This is a genomic window from Xenococcus sp. PCC 7305 (assembly GCF_000332055.1).
In the GTDB taxonomy this organism is placed as follows: domain Bacteria; phylum Cyanobacteriota; class Cyanobacteriia; order Cyanobacteriales; family Xenococcaceae; genus Xenococcus.
The window spans coordinates 1-18055 of record NZ_ALVZ01000145.1 but is presented as its reverse complement, the minus strand read 5'-3'; the positions used below and the strand labels follow the sequence as shown (position 1 = coordinate 18055).

Annotated in this window: 18 protein-coding genes; 9 read left to right on the top strand and 9 right to left on the bottom strand. The window is 41.0% G+C overall.

Annotation, left to right across the window (positions count from 1 at the left end; all coding sequences use genetic code 11):
• Nucleotides 1-105 precede the first annotated feature (105 nt).
• The gene (locus XEN7305_RS28980; protein ID WP_158500390.1) at nt 106-279 is read left to right on the top strand and encodes a hypothetical protein; all 174 of its coding nucleotides are present in this window, start codon (nt 106-108) and stop codon (nt 277-279) included.
• A 30-nt stretch (nt 280-309) separates the two neighbouring features.
• Here the strand turns inward: XEN7305_RS28980 and XEN7305_RS08515 are convergent, their stop codons facing one another.
• Complete coding sequence (locus XEN7305_RS08515) at nt 310-1035, bottom strand: cytochrome c biogenesis protein CcdA (RefSeq protein ID WP_006508987.1); 726 nt, start codon at nt 1033-1035, stop codon at nt 310-312.
• A gap of 57 nt (nt 1036-1092) precedes the next feature.
• Nucleotides 1093-1434, bottom strand: a complete 342-nt coding sequence (locus XEN7305_RS08510) for a histidine triad nucleotide-binding protein (RefSeq protein WP_006508986.1) — start codon at nt 1432-1434, stop codon at nt 1093-1095.
• 166 nt (nt 1435-1600) lie between these two features.
• Between XEN7305_RS08510 and XEN7305_RS08505 the strand changes: the two genes are divergently transcribed.
• The 3 genes from XEN7305_RS08505 (at nt 1601) to XEN7305_RS08495 (ending at nt 3517) form a co-directional block, all read left to right on the top strand.
• Nucleotides 1601-1999 carry a hypothetical protein gene (locus XEN7305_RS08505; RefSeq protein ID WP_006508985.1) on the top strand — a complete coding sequence of 133 codons (399 nt, stop codon included), beginning with the start codon at nt 1601-1603 and terminating at the stop codon, nt 1997-1999.
• 86 nt (nt 2000-2085) lie between these two features.
• The gene (locus XEN7305_RS08500) at nt 2086-3240 is read left to right on the top strand and encodes an MSMEG_0565 family glycosyltransferase (protein ID WP_006508984.1); all 1155 of its coding nucleotides are present in this window, start codon (nt 2086-2088) and stop codon (nt 3238-3240) included.
• Nucleotides 3227-3517 carry an MSMEG_0570 family nitrogen starvation response protein gene (locus XEN7305_RS08495; protein WP_006508983.1) on the top strand — a complete coding sequence of 97 codons (291 nt, stop codon included), beginning with the start codon at nt 3227-3229 and terminating at the stop codon, nt 3515-3517. Before XEN7305_RS08500 ends, XEN7305_RS08495 begins: the two co-directional genes overlap by 14 nt.
• An 80-nt stretch (nt 3518-3597) precedes the next feature.
• Here the strand turns inward: XEN7305_RS08495 and XEN7305_RS08490 are convergent, their stop codons facing one another.
• Nucleotides 3598-5850 carry a bifunctional (p)ppGpp synthetase/guanosine-3',5'-bis(diphosphate) 3'-pyrophosphohydrolase gene (locus tag XEN7305_RS08490; RefSeq protein ID WP_006508982.1) on the bottom strand — a complete coding sequence of 751 codons (2253 nt, stop codon included), beginning with the start codon at nt 5848-5850 and terminating at the stop codon, nt 3598-3600.
• A 296-nt stretch (nt 5851-6146) separates the two neighbouring features.
• On the opposite strand from XEN7305_RS08490, the gene patD reads away from it, so the two are divergent.
• The 5 genes from patD to XEN7305_RS26530 all read left to right on the top strand — a co-directional run bounded on the left by patD (nt 6147) and on the right by XEN7305_RS26530 (nt 11297).
• A complete protein-coding gene (patD, locus tag XEN7305_RS08485; RefSeq protein ID WP_006508981.1) occupies nt 6147-6506 on the top strand; it encodes a heterocyst frequency control protein PatD in 360 nt (119 codons plus the stop codon).
• 19 nt (nt 6507-6525) lie between these two features.
• Entirely contained in the window at nt 6526-7914 is a 1389-nt protein-coding gene (rlmD, locus tag XEN7305_RS08480; protein WP_006508980.1) for a 23S rRNA (uracil(1939)-C(5))-methyltransferase RlmD, read from the top strand.
• Nucleotides 7915-8363: 449 nt separating this feature from the next.
• Nucleotides 8364-8822 (top strand): anti-sigma regulatory factor, encoded by a 459-nt coding sequence (locus XEN7305_RS08475; protein ID WP_006508979.1) that lies wholly within the window; start codon nt 8364-8366, stop codon nt 8820-8822.
• A gap of 142 nt (nt 8823-8964) precedes the next feature.
• On the top strand, nt 8965-9729 hold the full coding sequence (locus XEN7305_RS08470) for an ABC transporter ATP-binding protein (RefSeq protein ID WP_006508978.1): 765 nt from the start codon (nt 8965-8967) through the stop codon (nt 9727-9729).
• Nucleotides 9730-9986: 257 nt separating this feature from the next.
• A complete protein-coding gene (locus tag XEN7305_RS26530) occupies nt 9987-11297 on the top strand; it encodes a hypothetical protein (RefSeq protein WP_006508977.1) in 1311 nt (436 codons plus the stop codon).
• Nucleotides 11298-11299: 2 nt separating this feature from the next.
• Here the strand turns inward: XEN7305_RS26530 and XEN7305_RS08460 are convergent, their stop codons facing one another.
• The 6 genes from XEN7305_RS08460 to XEN7305_RS08435 all read right to left on the bottom strand — a co-directional run bounded on the left by XEN7305_RS08460 (nt 11300) and on the right by XEN7305_RS08435 (nt 17682).
• Nucleotides 11300-12034: an ABC transporter ATP-binding protein gene (locus XEN7305_RS08460; protein WP_006508976.1), complete on the bottom strand. Its 735-nt coding sequence runs from the start codon at nt 12032-12034 to the stop codon at nt 11300-11302.
• A 3-nt stretch (nt 12035-12037) separates the two neighbouring features.
• The gene (locus XEN7305_RS08455) at nt 12038-12844 is read right to left on the bottom strand and encodes an ABC transporter permease (RefSeq protein WP_006508975.1); all 807 of its coding nucleotides are present in this window, start codon (nt 12842-12844) and stop codon (nt 12038-12040) included.
• A gap of 71 nt (nt 12845-12915) precedes the next feature.
• Nucleotides 12916-14217 (bottom strand): sodium:alanine symporter family protein, encoded by a 1302-nt coding sequence (locus XEN7305_RS08450; RefSeq protein WP_006508974.1) that lies wholly within the window; start codon nt 14215-14217, stop codon nt 12916-12918.
• Nucleotides 14218-14224: 7 nt separating this feature from the next.
• Complete coding sequence (glgX, locus tag XEN7305_RS08445) at nt 14225-16345, bottom strand: glycogen debranching protein GlgX (RefSeq protein ID WP_006508973.1); 2121 nt, start codon at nt 16343-16345, stop codon at nt 14225-14227.
• Between the two features lie 41 nt (nt 16346-16386).
• A complete protein-coding gene (locus XEN7305_RS08440) occupies nt 16387-17025 on the bottom strand; it encodes a histidine phosphatase family protein (protein ID WP_006508972.1) in 639 nt (212 codons plus the stop codon).
• Nucleotides 17026-17028: 3 nt separating this feature from the next.
• Nucleotides 17029-17682, bottom strand: coding sequence for a uridine kinase (locus XEN7305_RS08435; RefSeq protein WP_006508971.1), 654 nt, complete (start codon nt 17680-17682; stop codon nt 17029-17031).
• Between the last annotated feature and the right edge of the window lie 373 nt (nt 17683-18055).

The following is an 18055-nucleotide window of genomic DNA, read 5'->3' as shown; positions in this document are numbered from 1 at the left end:
GACTGTAAATCCGCTGGCTACGCCTACGTTGGTTCAAATCCAACTCGGCCCATATAATAAATAAAATCAAGTCTCTCTCTAGGTTACAAGCCCCGAGGGAGATTTTTGTTTTTAATTGGCAGAATGGTTGCCAATGCGATCGCAAGGTTTGCTGGACTGAATATTAATTTCAACGATGACAAAGGCAACTATACCAACAAAAATAGTGAGCGAATTTCGCCAACTGATGAGACAATCGCTCAAATATATCATGCACACGACTTGGCAAAATCAAGTTAATCGTGAGTAACTGGAGTAACCAGTAGATAATCACACAAATCGATTTAAAAGAGAAAAAACACCAAATAAGACCAATAGAGTCCCACTTACAGGATTAATCCAACCAGACCAACGACGCAATTCTAATAATTTTTTAATTGATGCGGTAAAAGTGCCAGCCAAAATCAAAGGAGCAACATAGCCTAAAGCATAGGCGAGTAATAAACCAGCACCTAAGAGCAAATCTTGAGTAGTTGCAACCCAAGCTAATAAGGTGGCAAGAACAGGAGTGCTGCAAGGAGATGCTACTAAGCCAAAGGTCAGACCTAATAGATAGGAGCGAACACCATGAGGTAGCTCATCGGTAATCCATTCTGTTGCCCCTAGAGAAGGGAACCGCAAAGGTACTATTTCTAGTAGATTTAATCCCATGACGATCGCGATTAGGCTCACGACAATGGGTAAACCAAGGCCAATTTGCCCATAAACTTTGCCAATCGTTGTTGCAATAACGCCTAAAAGAGCTAACGTCGTTGCTAAACCTAAAGCAAACCAACTCGACTGAGTTGCGGCTTGCCATCTGCCTTGAGATTCATATCCCCCAATATAGCCAATCGTAATTGGTAACATCGAGAGCATACAGGGAGTGAGGCTTGTTAGGAGTCCTGCCAGAAAAATAATTCCCATACTGACCACACTGAGGTGATCTAGTTGAGTTGCCACCAAATTATCGGCAAATCTTTCGAGATAATATAACTGAGTTTCTAGAAATTCCATTATTTAAATTTAAAGCTTTTCTGTAACGAATTGTAACAAGAAAATGTTCCTCATCCCTTACCCTGGCGGCCATTTCATTTGGCGATCGCCTAGAATATGTAAATGGAGATGATCTACTGTTTGTCCACCATCATTGCCATTGTTAATCACAACCCGATAACCATTAGTCAAGCCAGCTTCAGCTGCCACTTTTTGGACCGTTAAGAGTAAATGACCAAGCAGGCTTTGATCTTCCGATCTGGCCTCAGAAACTCGGGGAATTGGCTTTTTGGGAATGACCAGAATATGAGTTGGTGCTTGGGGGGTAATATCTTTAAAAGCTAAAGCCAGATCGTCTTCATAGACTATATCTGCGGGAATTTCTCTACGAATGATTTTGCCGAAAATAGTATCGCTCATCTTGAAAATATAAGTAAGCTAGCAGTTGCTCATTATAGAATAGTTATGCCTTCATGGTTTCCCCCTCATTACAGATAAGTGGGACAGGGCGATCGCCACTGCTAATGAGATCGCAAGTAAAAATAGTAGAGATTCTTCATCAAGTTTCTAAATCCCAGGAACCTATGTGTTTTTAGGAGAGGAAGAACGCAGCAATATTTATCATAATTTTCCTAATTTTGTAGAAGAGGGCATGGCTTTTAAAGTAGGAAATAAGCCCCAAGATGATTTGATTGCTATGTATCGGTTTCAAAGCAATGTGATACCAGGAACTTATCTCTATGTGGGAGAGGACGAGCGCCATAGCATTAATCAAAACTATAGTGATTCTTTTACAGAGGAAGGAGTATCTTTTTACGTTTACGGAGCAGGCGAAGGTAAGGGGGATATTTTTTATAGATTTAGAAATACCAACCCCAATCTCGACTCCAACTATTTATTCGCCACAGGAGCCGAAGCGGAAAATATTCGCCATAATTTCCCTGAATATATAGAAGAAGGGGCGGCTTTCGAAGCATTAATATAGCAATTATAGCTAGGCTAGATCTTTGAAGGCAGTTGATCTATTCTGCCTTCGATTGACTCCGAGAAACGCTATCTAAAATTCAAATAATGAAAACTTTGCGCATTGCTCTATTTACCTACTCAACAAAACCTAGGGGTGGTGTAATTCATACTTTAGAGTTAGCTGAAGCGTTGCAAGAAGCAGGACAAGAAGTTTGTATTTATGCTTTGGATAAAGACAATATTGGCTTTCACCGTCCTTTAAAATGTCCTAGTAAATTAGTGCCAACTCAGCCGGCAGCAGATTCTATAGATAAGTTAATCGAACAAAGAATTGCTGAATTCATCGATTACTTGAGTAATGAAACCGATAAATATGATATTTATCATTCTCAAGATTGTATTAGTGCTAATGCGCTCAAAGTTTTGCGCGATCAACAAATGATTCCCAGTTTTCTGCGAACTGTACATCATATAGATGATTTTAACAGCCCCTATTTACAGGAATGTCACGATCGCTCGATCCAAGAACCAGATTTATGTTTATGTGTCTCTCAATATTGGCAAGAGCAATTACAACAACAGTATAAAGTTTCAGCCCCAGTAATTATTAATGGGATCAATACTCAAAGATTTTCTAGTGATGCTAATGGCTCCGAAAGGGAATTAAAACAGCGCTTAGGAATTACAGGTGACCATGTTTACCTATCTATTGGAGGTATCGAACCTCGCAAAAATTCCCTGAGACTGTTACAAGCTTTTAGTCAGATCTTAAAAGTTCATCCTCAAGCACAGTTAGTTATTGCTGGGGGCGAAACTCTATTTGACTATCAACCATATCGCAACGAATTTTTTACTATTGCCAAACAGCACCAAATTCACCTAGGTGAGTCTTTGCTGCTTCCTGGGGTGATGAGCGATCAAGATATTCCAGTTTTATACCGTTGTGCGGATGCTTTTGTTTTTCCTTCGGTTAAAGAAGGTTGGGGACTGGTATTATTAGAAGCGATCGCCTCTGGACTGCCTGTTATTACCTCTAATATTGCCCCGTTTACCGAATTTCTTTCTTCACAACAGGCTTTACTCGTTAAGCCCCATTCTAGTAATGCGATCGCTCAAGCAATGCTTGATATACTAGACAAAAACCTTGCCCAACAATTAATTCGCAATAGTAAAGCAATCCCTTCTCAATATTCTTGGCAAAAATCCGCCCAAATCCATCTCAAACTCTACCAAAAACTAAAACAAGATGCCCGAAATTAACTTTCAAATTCAATGGCCAGATGACGATATCCAAAGCTGTTACTCTCCTTCTTTGGTTGTCAAACAATATTTTACGAATGGAACGGAATATGAGTTGGCAGATTTTGTGGAAAAATCCCGTACGGCTTTAAATATTGCTAGCGATCGCGTGAAGGAAGCCTATGGTTTTTCCTGTGGCAGAGCTTTAACGCAAATACAACAAATCGAAGCCAAAGCATCTCAATATGAAAATTTAGTTGCCCCCAAGGTAAGATTTTTAAAATTCCTTGATAGTTAAAAATTGCCAGAATTCTAGCCTCAATAATAAAGACCAGCAAAAATAATTAATCTCTAGTTTTCAATTTTCAAGTCTCCAATTTAATCCTGAAAATTACTATTCCCTTGAGCCAAACGACGAACATTAAGAATATCACTCATATTCTTCATGCGATTCAGAGTATATTCAAACTGTTGCCGATCGCGAATGTCAAGGCTCAGAGAAATCAAAGCTGGCTTATTGGGACTAGTTTGAACTCCTGCATTGCGGACATTAATATTCTGGTCACTCAGACGAGTTAAAATATCCCGTAAAACACCGACACGATCAAGTGCTTCAATTTGAATATCGACAGGATAGGTTAAAGGTCTTCCCGCCTCGTCAATGGGATTCCAACTAACAGGAACTAACCTTTCTGCTTCTACTTTCTCAACATTAGAACAACCTTGACGATGAATCGAGATCCCCCGAGAACTACGAGTGACTACCCCAATAATGGATTCTCCAGGAAGAGGTTTGCAACAACCAGCCAAATGATATAACAAACCTTCGATCCCCGCGATCGGAAACTTCTTGCCACGAGAATGAATCGGCTGAGTATGTTCTGAATGGGTTTCAATTTCTAATTCTGGCTTGACTTCCTCAATAGGTTGCTGTTCTTTGGTAATGTCCCTTAAACGATTGACAACATGATTGAGGGTAACCTCCCCATAGCCCAAACCAGCTAGGAGATCATCTACTGTTTGATAATTACATTTTTGAGCAGTCAGTTGCATTTGTTCTGATTTCATCAGACTGTCGAACCCGGTTTTCCCCAAACCTTTTTCCAACAATCCTTTACCACGAATTAAATTCTCATCACGATGCGATCGCTTGTACCATTGACGAATACGGTTGCGGGCTGTGGGCGTAACCACAAAATTGAGCCAATCTAAACTTGGATGACTATTCTTCTGGGTAATAATCTCAACAATATCGCCATTTTCCAGGGAACGGTCTAAAACTGACCAACGATCATTGATCCTGGCGCCTTTCATATGATTGCCGACTTCTGTATGGATGCGATAAGCAAAGTCTACAGGAGTTGATCCCCGAGCCAAAGAGATGACATCGCCATTGGGAGTGAAGACATAGACATCATCCTCAAATAAATTATCTTTGAGATTATCAATATATTCTTGAGCGTCTTTGAGATCCTTTTGCCATTCTAATAACTGACGCAGCCAGGTAAATTTTTCATCATCGGAATTAACCGGAGCTTCACTGGAGCCTGTTTCTTTATATTTCCAGTGGGCAGCAATCCCATATTCGGCAATATGGTGCATTTCTAAGGTCCGAATTTGGACTTCTAGGGGACGACCATTTGACCCCACAACAGTGGTGTGCAGCGACTGATAACGATTTGGTTTTGGTAGACCAATATAATCTTTGAATCTTCCAGGAATTGGTTTAAAAGCATCGTGAACAACCGCTAGGGAGCGATAACATTGCTCATTAGCCTCGACAATAATTCTAATCGCCGCAATATCGTAGATTTCTTCAAATTTCTTCTGTTGCCGCTGCATCTTTTGATAGATCCCATAAAGATGCTTGGGTCTTCCTTTAAGCTCAAGAATCTTGATCCCCAGATTTTCCATCTGCGATCGCAAAGTATCAAGCACCTTTTCGATTCTGGCTTCGCGATCACTTCTTCTTTCGGAGATTAAAGACTGAATTTCTCGGTAAGCTTCTGGTTCTAGGTATTTAAAGCATAAATCTTCCAATTCCCACTTGAAACGACCAATCCCTAGGCGGTTGGCTAAGGGCGCAAATATTTCTCTAGTTTCTAGGGCAATCCTTCTTTGTTTCTCTGGCTTAAGATGCTCTAGAGTGCGCATATTATGCAAACGGTCTGCCAATTTCACCACAATGACTCGAATGTCTTGAGCCATGGCCAAAAACATGCGACGAAAATTCTCCGCCTGACGTTCTTTCGTACTAGAAAAATTGAACTTCGATAGCTTAGTAACTCCTTCAACTAGGCAACGCACCTCGAAGCCAAACATTTCCTCAATTTGTTCAGGGGTAATATCGGTATCTTCGACTATGTCATGGAGAAACCCTGCTGCGATCGTCACACAATCGCCACCTAAATCCCTTAGTAATCCGGCCACCGCCACGGGATGGGCAATATAGGGTTCTCCCGACTTACGGTATTGACCTTCATGGAGATTGTAAGCAAAATTGAAAGCACGGCAAATAAGATTACGATCTTGATTGCTCTGTTCTACTTGATCTTCGAGGAGACATTGTCGTAGCCAGTCAGGAATTTCGAGACTGGGAAGAGAGCTTTCTAAGACAGTGATAGCGGTCATAATAGCTGCGGGATAATCTAGAGGTTTTTGGGCGGATCAATTACGAATAATTTGAGATAATCTAAGAACTAAAAAGTTCTCCCCAGCTCAAGTGGGTGAAAATCTGTACTAAAACTGCTTAATTATTATTTTGCTATGAAATCCAAGATGGAAAACAATATTTTTTATATAAATTTATTTTCTATGAGAAAGGCTGTGATTTGGATATTATGAATGCGAATAAATCAAGGTTACTTAGTAAAATTTTACCTTAATCTTGTCAAGTTTGTTATTCAAATTACGAAAGAAATTTCATAATGTCATCGATTATACATAAAAAGGCTTATCAAGAATTCCTCAGTTTGCTCAAAGAATTTCAAAATCAGGTTAGCACTTCCTCTAAAACCTTTTCGCAAGAGAGTTGGCAAGATTTACAACAATTTTGTCAAGAAACAATTTTCACTCTAACCGAAGATGATTTAGCGGAATCGGGTGTCCAGCAATGGCGATCGCTACAAACTGAGATTCAAAGGGAATTTCGGTTGTTAAATACTGATATTTTATTTCTTGAAGCCTCTCGAAAAACCCAGACCAAAGAAGTAAGATTGCAGTCTATTCGCGATCGCATTACTAGATTGACCCAGTTTTCCCAGATGGCACAAAAACTAATCACATAGGGGATGACAAATTAAGTTGATGCAACAAGGTAGTGTACTAGAAGTTACGATTACCGATCTCAACACCAGTGGTGAAGGGGTTGGCAGAATCAACGGTAAAGTTATTTTTGTCCCTGATACCGTTGCTGGCGATCGCATTTTGGCAAGAGTAACTAGAGTGAAATCCCAATATATAGAGGCTAAATTACAAAAGCTCTTAACTGCTTCAGGCGATCGCATTCGTCCACGATGCATTGTCGCCGATAAATGTGGTGGTTGTCAGTGGCAACATATCAACTGGGAATCCCAATTAGTGGCTAAACAGCAACAACTCACTCAAGCTTTGCAACGCATTGGTAATTTGCCAGAAATTCAGGTACAGTCAACATTACACGCGCCTGAGGATCTCAGCTATCGCAATAAGGCAACCTATCCCCTGGGAACTTCTGCCACAGGTAATGTCCAAGCTGGTTACTATCGTAAAAATAGCCATAAAATTGTCAATTTAAACCAATGTCCTGTTCAAGATTCTCGCCTCAATCCCCTACTCCAAGAACTCAAACAGGATATTCAGCAACAGGGTTGGTCAATTTACGACGAAACTAATCCTCAAGATGTGCAAGGTCAACTACGCCATTTAGGACTCAGGATAGGCCATCATACAGGAGAAATATTGGTAACTTTGGTAGCTAAAGACCATAAGATACCCAGAATTAGCGAGCAAGCAGCAATTTGGCTCGATAGATATCCCAACTTGATGGGGGTATGTCTTAATATCAACCCTCGTCAAAATAATGTTATTTTAGGAGGGCAAACCGAGATTCTTGTGGGGCAACCCTATATAAAGGAAATTTTTGGGGGATTGGAATTTAGGATCTGCTCTGATACTTTTTTCCAAGTAAATACTGCAGCAGCAGAACTTTTATTAGAAAAGATTATTGAGGTTCTCAATCTTCAAGGCCATGAAATCTTAGTCGATGCCTATTGTGGGATTGGGACTTTTACCCTTCCCCTAGCCCAAAAAGTTAAGCAGGCTATAGGTATTGAAATTCATCCCGCATCAATTGTTCAAGCCCGACAAAATGCTGCAATCAACCAAATTACCAATGTTGATTTTTACACGGGAAGAGTGGAAGAATGCTTACGAAACTTAGAGCTTGATGCCGATATTATGCTCTTAGATCCTCCGCGCAAGGGTTGCGATCGCCAAGTAATCGAGACCTTATTAAATTTACGACCAGCTAAAATTGTTTATGTCAGTTGTAAACCTGCAACTTTGGCCAGAGATCTTAAATTATTATGTAGCTCTGGTATCTATCAAATACAATTAGTCCAACCAGTTGATTTCTTCCCTCAGACAAGTCATATTGAGTCTTTAGTTGTACTTCAAAAAAGAGCAGAACCAGATAGTGAAACTATTTTCCTGTAAACAGTTTGCAGCTATAAACTATGCAGAAAAATGGTAGGATTTTCTCCCTAAGTTGCGATTAGGATTTTCATGGTCAGCAATTTTTAGTATAATGGAGAAGACTAGTTAGAAAACCAAGAGAGGGGAAACTATGGTTTTAATGGTTCAACTGCTCCTAAAACCAGAAAGTGGGGCTGTCTACATAACTTCTCCAAAGGGTTAGAACATACATAATATGCAAGTGAAATCTCCATCTTAGATACGTAAGATTTGGTTCCCTTATAACTGCAAAATTTTGTTTAGGAGATATATAAGCTTTGAGAGAACATAGCAGTAAAACTATAGAGCAGCGTAACCCTTGGTTAGTCCAGAAGAAAGGAGTGAATAAGATAAAGATTCGAGACAAAGTTACCAACTTAGAGAAGAGTTTTTCCCGTCAAGCAAAAATTATAGTTTAGAGGTTGTTACCAGTGATTGCTCTCCCCATTCCCTGGAATAAAAGGAAAGGTAGCACCCTGAGCTTTGCCTCTACCCTCTACCTTTACCCAATTTTGGATCTGCTCCTAATTCATATTCCTTCTCAGTGGCATGCTGAACTTAGATTAGGTTTGCAAGAGGCTTTAGTCAACGCAGCCAGACATGGCAATAAGCTAGATCCGAGCAAGACTATTGTTGTCGAGTTCAATGTGACTCCTACAGAATATTGTTGGATTATCAGGGACGAAGGCACAGGCTTTGTTCCCCAATGTGCTTGTCGCTCTGAGGTCGAAAATCCTACCTCTTTCCCTGTTGAAGAAGCAGAGAATGGTAGAGGTTTGTGCATATTACACGAAGTCTTTGATCTAGTCCATTGGAATAAAGAAGGTACTGAGGTTACACTGGCAAAACAAGTCAATAATAGTGCCCGTAGTCAGCCCGCTATCTTGTGACAACTCTAAGGTATAGGGATGAGGGATGAAGGATGAGGGATGAGGAAGATTGCCGCTATTCCTTAGATATGTCATTTTTTCATGCATGCTTCCCTGATAAATTGTGATTAAGGGCAAATAATTTTCAATTTTTAATTTCTTCATGGTTAATCAAAAATTATTAACAGCAACTGGATTGTATAAGAGTTTTGGTGGGATCAAGGCCGTTAATAATGCTCAAATAGATGTTGATCATGGCAGTATTACAGGTTTAATTGGCCCTAATGGTGCAGGAAAAACAACTTTATTTAATCTCTTGTCTAATTTTATTAGTTCTGACCAAGGACAGGTAATTTTTGACAATCAACCGATTCATCATTTGAATCCCCATAAGATTGCCCAACAAGGCTGTATTCGTACTTTTCAAGTGGCAAGAGTACTATCGAGATTGTCAGTGCTCGAAAATATGTTACTCGCTAAGCCCCAACAAACAGGAGAGAACTTCTTTAAAGTTTGGTTTCAACAAAAACAATTGAGGCAGGAAGAACGCGCCAACAGAGAAAAAGCTATGAGTATTTTAGAATCTGTTGGTTTAGCCGCCAAAGCCCATGATTATGCAGGCGCTTTATCTGGAGGCCAAAGGAAACTTTTGGAAATGGCTCGTACTTTAATGACAGACCCGAAGCTTGTACTCTTAGATGAACCTGCTGCGGGGGTTAATCCGACCTTAATTGGCCAAATCTGTGAGCATATTGTGAATTGGAATCAACAGGGGATTTCTTTTCTGGTGATCGAGCATAATATGGATGTTATTATGTCGTTATGCGATCGCGTCTGGGTATTAGCAGAAGGAACAAATCTTGCCGATGGCACCCCCGAAGAAATTCAAAGAAATCCTGAGGTGTTAGAAGCTTATCTGGGAGAGTAGGGAATTGAAAATTAAAAATTAAAAATTAAAAATTGGGAAGGCTTGATCGACATACATAGTTTATCCTGAACTAGTGGGCATGGGCGTAAATTAGAAAGGCGTTAACCCCTTGCTATCAAGGGCTTTTGACTCGTCTTGGTGCCTGTTCTCTTGCGTCTTACGCCGCCCTAAAGGATACCGCGACCCATAACGCGGAGTCGCACTACTTTTGACTTTTGAATTTTGACTTCTACGCAGCGGAAATAGTTACTCAAAATATGTTAAACATTACATTTAATTATGATTTTGATACGGAAGGCTTTTTTAGTGGTGCCGAAGGTTTAACAAGACGAGCAACCTTAGAACAAGCTGCTAGCGTTTATGAAAATTTTATTACAGATAATCTGTTAGCAATCCCCTCAGGTTCGGGAGTGAGTACTTGGACGGCAGTTTTTTCTAATCCAGCAACCGGGAACCAACAATTCATTGAGAACTTAGCGATCGCAGAAGACACAATTATTGTTTATGTTGGCGGACGAGATCTCGATGGTTCCTTAGGTGAAGGAGGGCCTGGGGGATTTAACGCCAATGGCACTCTAGATTTCCTAGAACTTATCCGGGGTCGTGGTCAAGCAGGAGCCTTAACCTCTCCCGCTACCGATTACAGTTTGTGGGGTGGCTCGATTACGTTTGATACGGATCTAGTCATAGGCTCAACTGTTTTAAATTGGCATAATAGCGTCGATACAGTGGGATTAGGAGCCAATGATATTGACTTTTTATCGGTTGCTATCCATGAGTTGGGTCATGTTCTCGGGCTGGTGAGTGGGGGAGATAATTCTTGGACTAGTCAGATCAGTGGAACCAATTTTACAGGGCCTAATGCTCTGGCTGTTTATCAAGCAGAAGATGATCCTAATGCCACTTCTGTTCCTTTGACGACAGATCTCGGTCATTGGGAGAATGGCATTAACAGTTTTACTTTAGTTGGCACTGCTCAAGAACCAGCCTTGACCACTGGAGGCAATCAATTGGGGCAAAAGCAATTACTGACTAATTTAGATTATGCGGCCTTTCAAGATATTGGGTGGGAGATTAATTTTAATCCTCTCGATCCTAATTCTGGGGACGATAATCTAAACACTCCAATATATCGCTTCCAAAGCACTGGAACCCCTGGTACTTATTTATTTGTTGGGGAGCAGGAAAGACAAAATATCAATCAGAACCTTCCTGATAGCTTTATCGAAGAAGGGATTGCTTTTAATGCGGCGATTGAACCTAACGATGAGTTGATTCCTTTATTTCGTTTTCAAAGTACTCAACGACCAGGTACCTATTTATTTACGGGAGAAGCAGAGCGCAATAGTATCAACGCAGATCCCGATTTATCGAATAGTTTTAATGAAGAGGGAATTGCCTTTTATGTCTATGGTACTGGTGCAGGGGCAGCGTCTCCCTTCTCTCGTTTCCAAAATTCCTTGGTTTCTGGAACTTACCTTTATGCTACTGGGAACGAAGCAAATAGTATTCGAGCTGGTCGGCCCAACTTCCTCGAAGAAGGGATTGCTTTTGAAGCTAGCATCTAATCCTAATAACTTTTAAGATAGAGCTCGATCGCCTGCTCCGTATCGCCCATAAACTTGATTTGTCCATGATCTAACCAGATAGCTTTCTTGCATGATTCGGCAATTAAACTCATCGAGTGGGAAACCAATAAAATAGTGATGCCATCCTGCCAAAATTCTTGCATTTTCTGCTCGCACTTATGTTTAAATCCTTCATCACCCACGGATAAAATTTCATCAAGAATTAAGATATCTGGTTCCACATCAGTGGCGATCGCAAACCCCAGGCGAGCTTTCATCCCCGAAGATAAGCTTTTAACGGGAATCAGACCATATTCCTGTAACTCTGCAAACTCCAAGATACTTTTGGCTCTTTCTTTCATTTCCTGACGGGAAAAGCCTAACATCACACCATAAAAAATTATATTGTCGAGCACCGATAGCTCTTCGTCGAAACCAGCACCCAACTCAATTAGTGGCGCAATATTGCCTCTTACCTTTACTGACCCAGTAGTAGGTCGTAAAATACCACAAATTACTTTTAATAAAGTAGATTTGCCGGAACCATTAGAACCAATAATCGCAATTTTTTCCCCTCGATTTATTGTGAGTTCAATCTCATTTAAAATCAATTTCTTTGCTGGTTGACGATATTTGCCTTCGACAACAGAAAGTATGGTGCGCTTGAGATCGTAAGAGAATTCTTCTTGAGTTCTGCGCCATAAAGAAACTTTATCTAATCTAATCGCTTCTGTCATTTCCTAGAGTAAATCCATAAATTTTTCTTGCCACAATTTAAAAGCGGTCGCACCTAAAGCCAGGACAACGCAACCACTCAACAAAGAATGCAATATCAATGTTATATCAGGCAAATCCCCTGACAAACTAATTTGCCGAATACTTTCAATTATTGGAAATAAAGGATTTACGACTAAAACAGGTCTAATCTCATCAGGGACAATTTCCGGAGGATAAAAGATTGGCAAACTAATCCAAATTAAGAATGTCAATAATTCATAAAAATAAGGCAGGTCTCGAAAAAAAACATATAAGGCACCAGTTAAAAAACCCACTCCTGTACAGACTAAGACCAACGCTAATAGCGGAAAGAGAATCGCAAAAACATTGATAATATTTCCGGATAAAATCAATGTTACGATCAGCAGTAGAGGTAATGCTCCCATCAAGAACTGGAAAATATTTGCCCCAATAAAAGATAGAGGGAAAATAAATAAAGGCAACCTAATCTTATTTACTATCGAGCCGTTGGCCACGACACTTGCTAAAGCTTGAGCGGTTGAGGAGGAAAAGAAATTAAATATGATTAGACCAGTAAAAACCGCCAAAACATAATTTAAGATCGAATCATCATAATGTACTGCAAAAGCAGTCCCAAAAACCGCGGTATATAAAATTGTCATAATTATAGGGTTTAATAATGACCAATATATACCTAAAAAAGAACCGCGATATCTTTTTTTCAGATTGCGTCGAACTAAAACATAAAGTAGCTCCCAATGCCATTTAAGCCGAGTTTGTCTCTCATTTTGGGGAGTGGATGCAATCATAAAATAATGGAATAGCAAGACGACTAGAAGCGTATTTTACACTACGAATCATCTTATCTCACAGTAGATCGCTAATCTCGAAAGGATTTTAGTTCTCTGGCGACGATTCCCGACAATAAAATACAACCAATGATATTCGGGATCGATAATGCTAGCAAGGTAAAATCACTGAAGTCTACTACTAGATTTAAATTTGCGATCGCCCCAAAAAAAACAAAAAATAAAAATAATCCCTTGTAAATAAACAGATTACTATCTTGAAATAAGTAAAACCAAGCTTTTTCTCCGTAATAGCTCCAGGCAATAATTGTGGAAAACCCAAACAAAAGAATAATGATCGCTAATACATAGGGAAACCAGCTAATAACCTGGGCGAAGGCGAGAGCTGTGAGCTTAGAGCCATCAATTCCTGGGGGAATCTGAGCTCCATAGGTTCCTGTTAAAACAATTACTAAAGCAGTTAAATTACAGATAATAATAGTATCAATAAAAGGCTCTAACATCGACACTAGTCCTTCCCGAATTGGTTCGTTATTCTTGGCTGCGGCATGGGCGATCGCGGCGGTACCTAACCCCGCACCATGGGAAAAAATACTCCGGCGCATTGAGGTTACCAACAGACCGATAAATCCCCCTTCAACGGAAATCGGTTCAAAAGCCTGACTCATAATAGTTTGAAGCGCTGTGGGGACTTCTGTGATCTTGACGGCTACGACCCAAAAACAGCCCAGTAAATAAAGACCAATCATTAAGGGCACAAGCTTACTAGTAACACTGCCAATCCGTGTAATTCCCCCGACAATTACTAAGCCAACTAAAAACATAATTGCCAAACCAAATAGCCAGTTATAACTGGAAATGCTCGGAAATAAAGCCTCTAAGGCCGCAAAGGACTGATTGACCTGAAACATATTGCCTGCGCCAAAAGATGCTCCTACACAGAGGACAGCATAGATGACAGCTAATATTTTGCCTAATTTAGCCAATTCAATTTTAGATAGGCCGGTTTCTAAAAAATACATGGGGCCGCCCGAAATTGTGCCATCGGGATTAATCAGACGGAATTGCTGTCCTAAACTGCATTCAACAAATTTACTGGACATGCCCAAAAAAGCCCCGACACTCATCCAAAAAACCGACCCGACACCACCCACTTGAATTGCGATCGCGACTCCCGCAATATTCCCTAAGCCTACCGTGGCAGACAATGCTGTGGTTAGGGCTTGAAAGGGCGAAACATCTCCTGAATTGTCAGTATTATGTTTGCTGAGGGAGATCGCGATCGCCTGACTAAAACCACGAATATTGAGAAAACCAAACCGTAAGGTAAAAAAGATGCCGCCACTAATTAAAAATAGAACAATTACAATCATCAATTGATCACTTACCAGTGTTTTTTTCCATCAAAACGACAGAAGAACGAGCTGTAACCAAGTAACTCCCTTGATCTATTTTGGGGGCTGTAGCTAAATCTGTAAAATCATGGGGAGAAGGCAGGGCAGTATCCACAATGCGATGCCAATATTTTCCTGGGGCTAAAGGTGGTATTTCAAAATCAAGCGGCTCCCAATAGGCATTAAACATCACATGAAGATGTTCGCCACTGGTTGGCTCAGATAGGGAAAATGCCAAAGCATGGGAATCCTCTCCCCAATCGGGTTGACCTAAATAAACTCCATGCCAAATTAGATGGGGTGCCTGGCTGGCCTGACCTACCTCCAAAAATTCTTCGATCCGAAAAACTTCTAATGCCTGAATAAAATGAATTAACTTGCTGACAAAACGCAATAATCCCTGGTTTTTCTCAGTTAAACTCCAGTCAAACCAACTCAGCTCATTATCTTGGCAGTAAGCATTATTGTTGCCTTTTTGTTCCCGTCTGACTTCATCCCCCATGAGAAACATCGGTGTCCCTTGAGAGAATAGAAGAATAGAGAAAAAATTCTTGATTTGCCGCAATCGCAATTGCTCAATCTTGGGATCTTCACAAGCACCTTCGACACCACAATTCCAACTATGGTTGTCATTGGCACCATCACAATTTTCTTCCCCGTTGGCGAGATTATGTTTGCGATCGTAGGAAACTAAATCGTTGAGGGTAAACCCGTCATGACAAGTAATAAAGTTCACACTGCGATTAATATCAGTATCGGTGCGGGAGTAGATATCTGGGCTAGCAATAATTCTGGCGGCTAAGGCATTCACAGAACCGTGATCGCCTTTGACAAAACGACGTACATCATCGCGGAAGGGGCCATTCCATTCGGCAAACCAATCTGCCAATTCTACAAACTGCCCTACACCGTAGAGTCCAGCGGCATCCCAAGCTTCAGCAATCAGTTTCGTTCCCGCTAAGATCGGATCAGATTCAATTGCCCAAAGAATATTAATACTATCTGATTGACCTTCGATAGGTTGTCCAAAAATATCCCTTGCCAAGACAGTAGCAAGATCAAAGCGAAAGCCATCAACATGCATTTCTTGAACCCAGTAACGCAATGAATCGATAATCAGGCGACCCGGAATCGGATGATTGCCTTTAAAACTATTGCCACAACCACTATAGTTTTTGTAGAGTGCAAGGTCATCGTCTAGCATATAGTAGGTCTGATTATCCAAGCCGCGAAATGAGATGGTCGGGCCCAGGTGATTGCCTTCGGCGGTATGGTTGAACACCACGTCTAAAATCACTTCAATTCCTGCTTTATGTAGAGCTTTAACCAGATCTCGAAACTCATCTAAGGTGCTTAGAGAATCTCCATCGGAGCTGTAGCCTTGGTGGGGAGCAAAGAAGCTGATGGTACTGTAGCCCCAATAGTTGGTCAGCCCGGGACGAACATCCTGGGGATCGAAATGGTGAACCGGCAGCAATTCTACTGCGGTAATTCCTAATTGTTTAAGATAGGGGATTTTTTCGATGATTCCGGCATAGGTACCCCGTTTTTCAGGCGAGACCCCAGAGTTGGGATTGCTAGTAAAGCCACCGACATGAAGTTCATAGATCACACTTGTAGCGTAGGGTGTCCTGGGATGCCGATCATTGTCCCAGTCATAGGCACTAGGATCGATGACTATCCCTTTGAGAGCTTGGGCACAATTATCCTCTGACCCGATGGCCGCCTCGCGATCGTAATTTTCTGTGTTGGCAATGGCCTTGGCGTAGGGATCTAATAGAACTTTTGTCTGATCGAAACGATATCCTCTTTCTGGTGCGAATGGCCCATAGGCTCGATATGCATAAATTTGTTCGGCCTTAATCCCTTGGACAAAAACATGCCAGTAGAAAAATGTTTTATTAAGCTTAATTATCTGGACGGGTTTGCTGTCATTGGGCTGATCAAACAGAAGTAATTCGATGGCTTCAGCATGTTGGGAAAACAGGCTAAAATTCACGCCACCAGGGCAAACAGTTGCGCCTAAAGGATAACTTGTCCCAGGTAATATTTTGATAGTGTTAGTTTGTTGTTGATAATTTGTTTGAGACGCTGACAACTCATCCATGGAAATGCTTTATAAATATCACAGTTTATAATATATACCTTTCAAGTGCCAGGTAGCTCGCGCAAGGACTCAGACAGATGATAGCGATCGCCCAAAGCTCTCAGTAGTGGACCTCTTTCGGTAAATTCGACGATGCTAACGGAGGCAACGGGCATTAATATCCTATCCCGATAACGACCCACATCGATACCCAGTAAGGAACAGAGCATAATACGAATGGTTGCTTTGTGAGAAACTACCAAAACATTGCCATCGCTATAGGTTTGCTCGATTTCTTCTAGTACAGCACTGCTGCGACGAGCAATATCGATGCCTTTTTCTCCTCCAGTGGGCGAGTTCCAACCAGGATCGGCCAACCAGCGCACATATTCATCATGAAAATCTCGGTTAACTTCCTCGGGAGTTTTACCTTCCCACTGACCATAGGCAATTTCTTTCAGTCCTTCCCTGAGCTGCATATCCATCTTCAGCGAATCGCACAGGGGTTTGGCAGTCATAACTGTGCGCCACAGAGGACTGCAAAAGATAGCTTGCCAAGAAAGAGACTTATAGGCGGCGGCAAAATCCTCTGCCATCTGTGTCCCTTCTGGGGTTAGTTCAATGTCTAGAGTCCCACAGTAACCTCCGGTCTGACTAGAAGTTGTTTCCCCGTGGCGCAGAAAATATATTTTTAAACTCATGATTTAATGAATATCCCTTATTTTGGATTTGGGATCGTTATTAATAATTATGGTGGCTAGGCTCTGAGGATTATCTTGTTGAAAATGGATCTCTTGAGCCGGAAAATAAATAGTTTGGTAGGCTTTTACTGTTTCTGCCGTTGACAAGCCTTCCTGAGCTCTTGCTAAAGCCCTCTCTAATGCTGTTTCAAAACTACAATCAATCCAAAAAGCGAGATCATAGTAGGAGATGAAAGTTGGTTGCAGAAGATAAATAGCTTCGAGCAAGATTATATCTACGTCCTTGAAATCATAGAGGTGTTTTCGATAATCCCTAGCAGTTTCTTCGACAAAATCAACTTCTATCTTTATTGACCGATGCTCTCGTAAAGGGAGCACCAACTGCGTGAACATCTCTCGAAAGCGAAAAGCGTTCAAATAAAAGTAATCAGGTGATTTATGAAGATCAAACCGTTTTTCGGGAAGATTTAGCCAACCATCACCATTAATGACAACGCAGTTTAATCTCTGAGCCTTTAACAAATCTCGGAGTTGTGCTGCAATGAACCCTTTCCCAGAGCCATCAATCCCACTAATTGCGACTAGAACACTACGTTGTGTGGGAACTCTTCGTCGCACCTCACAAATTATTTCAACTATTTGCTGAAGATTAGACATTGAAGGTTTTATCGGGGTTGAACTGATAGTTAGGCTGATTTACTTCAAATAGTAGGCATGACCATAAATAAGCTATCTATCAACAAAGAGCAAAAAGCCGACAGATAAATACTTATTACTTTAGGACTTACGCAGATGTCTCATACTAATTGCAGTGAAAGATATTTTAGAGATATGTTTTAAGAAATTACAATTCCTATCTAGAACATTAAACAACCACCAAGACGCTCCCCAATTTTCCTACTCACTAGCTAATCCTTACGCAAGGGGTTTGGGGGCGGCGTCCCGGCCCCAATGGGGGGTCTGGGGGGCCAGTCCCCCAGTTGCATTGATGGCTTTTATTGATAATTTAAGGGATAAGGCTCAAGATAAT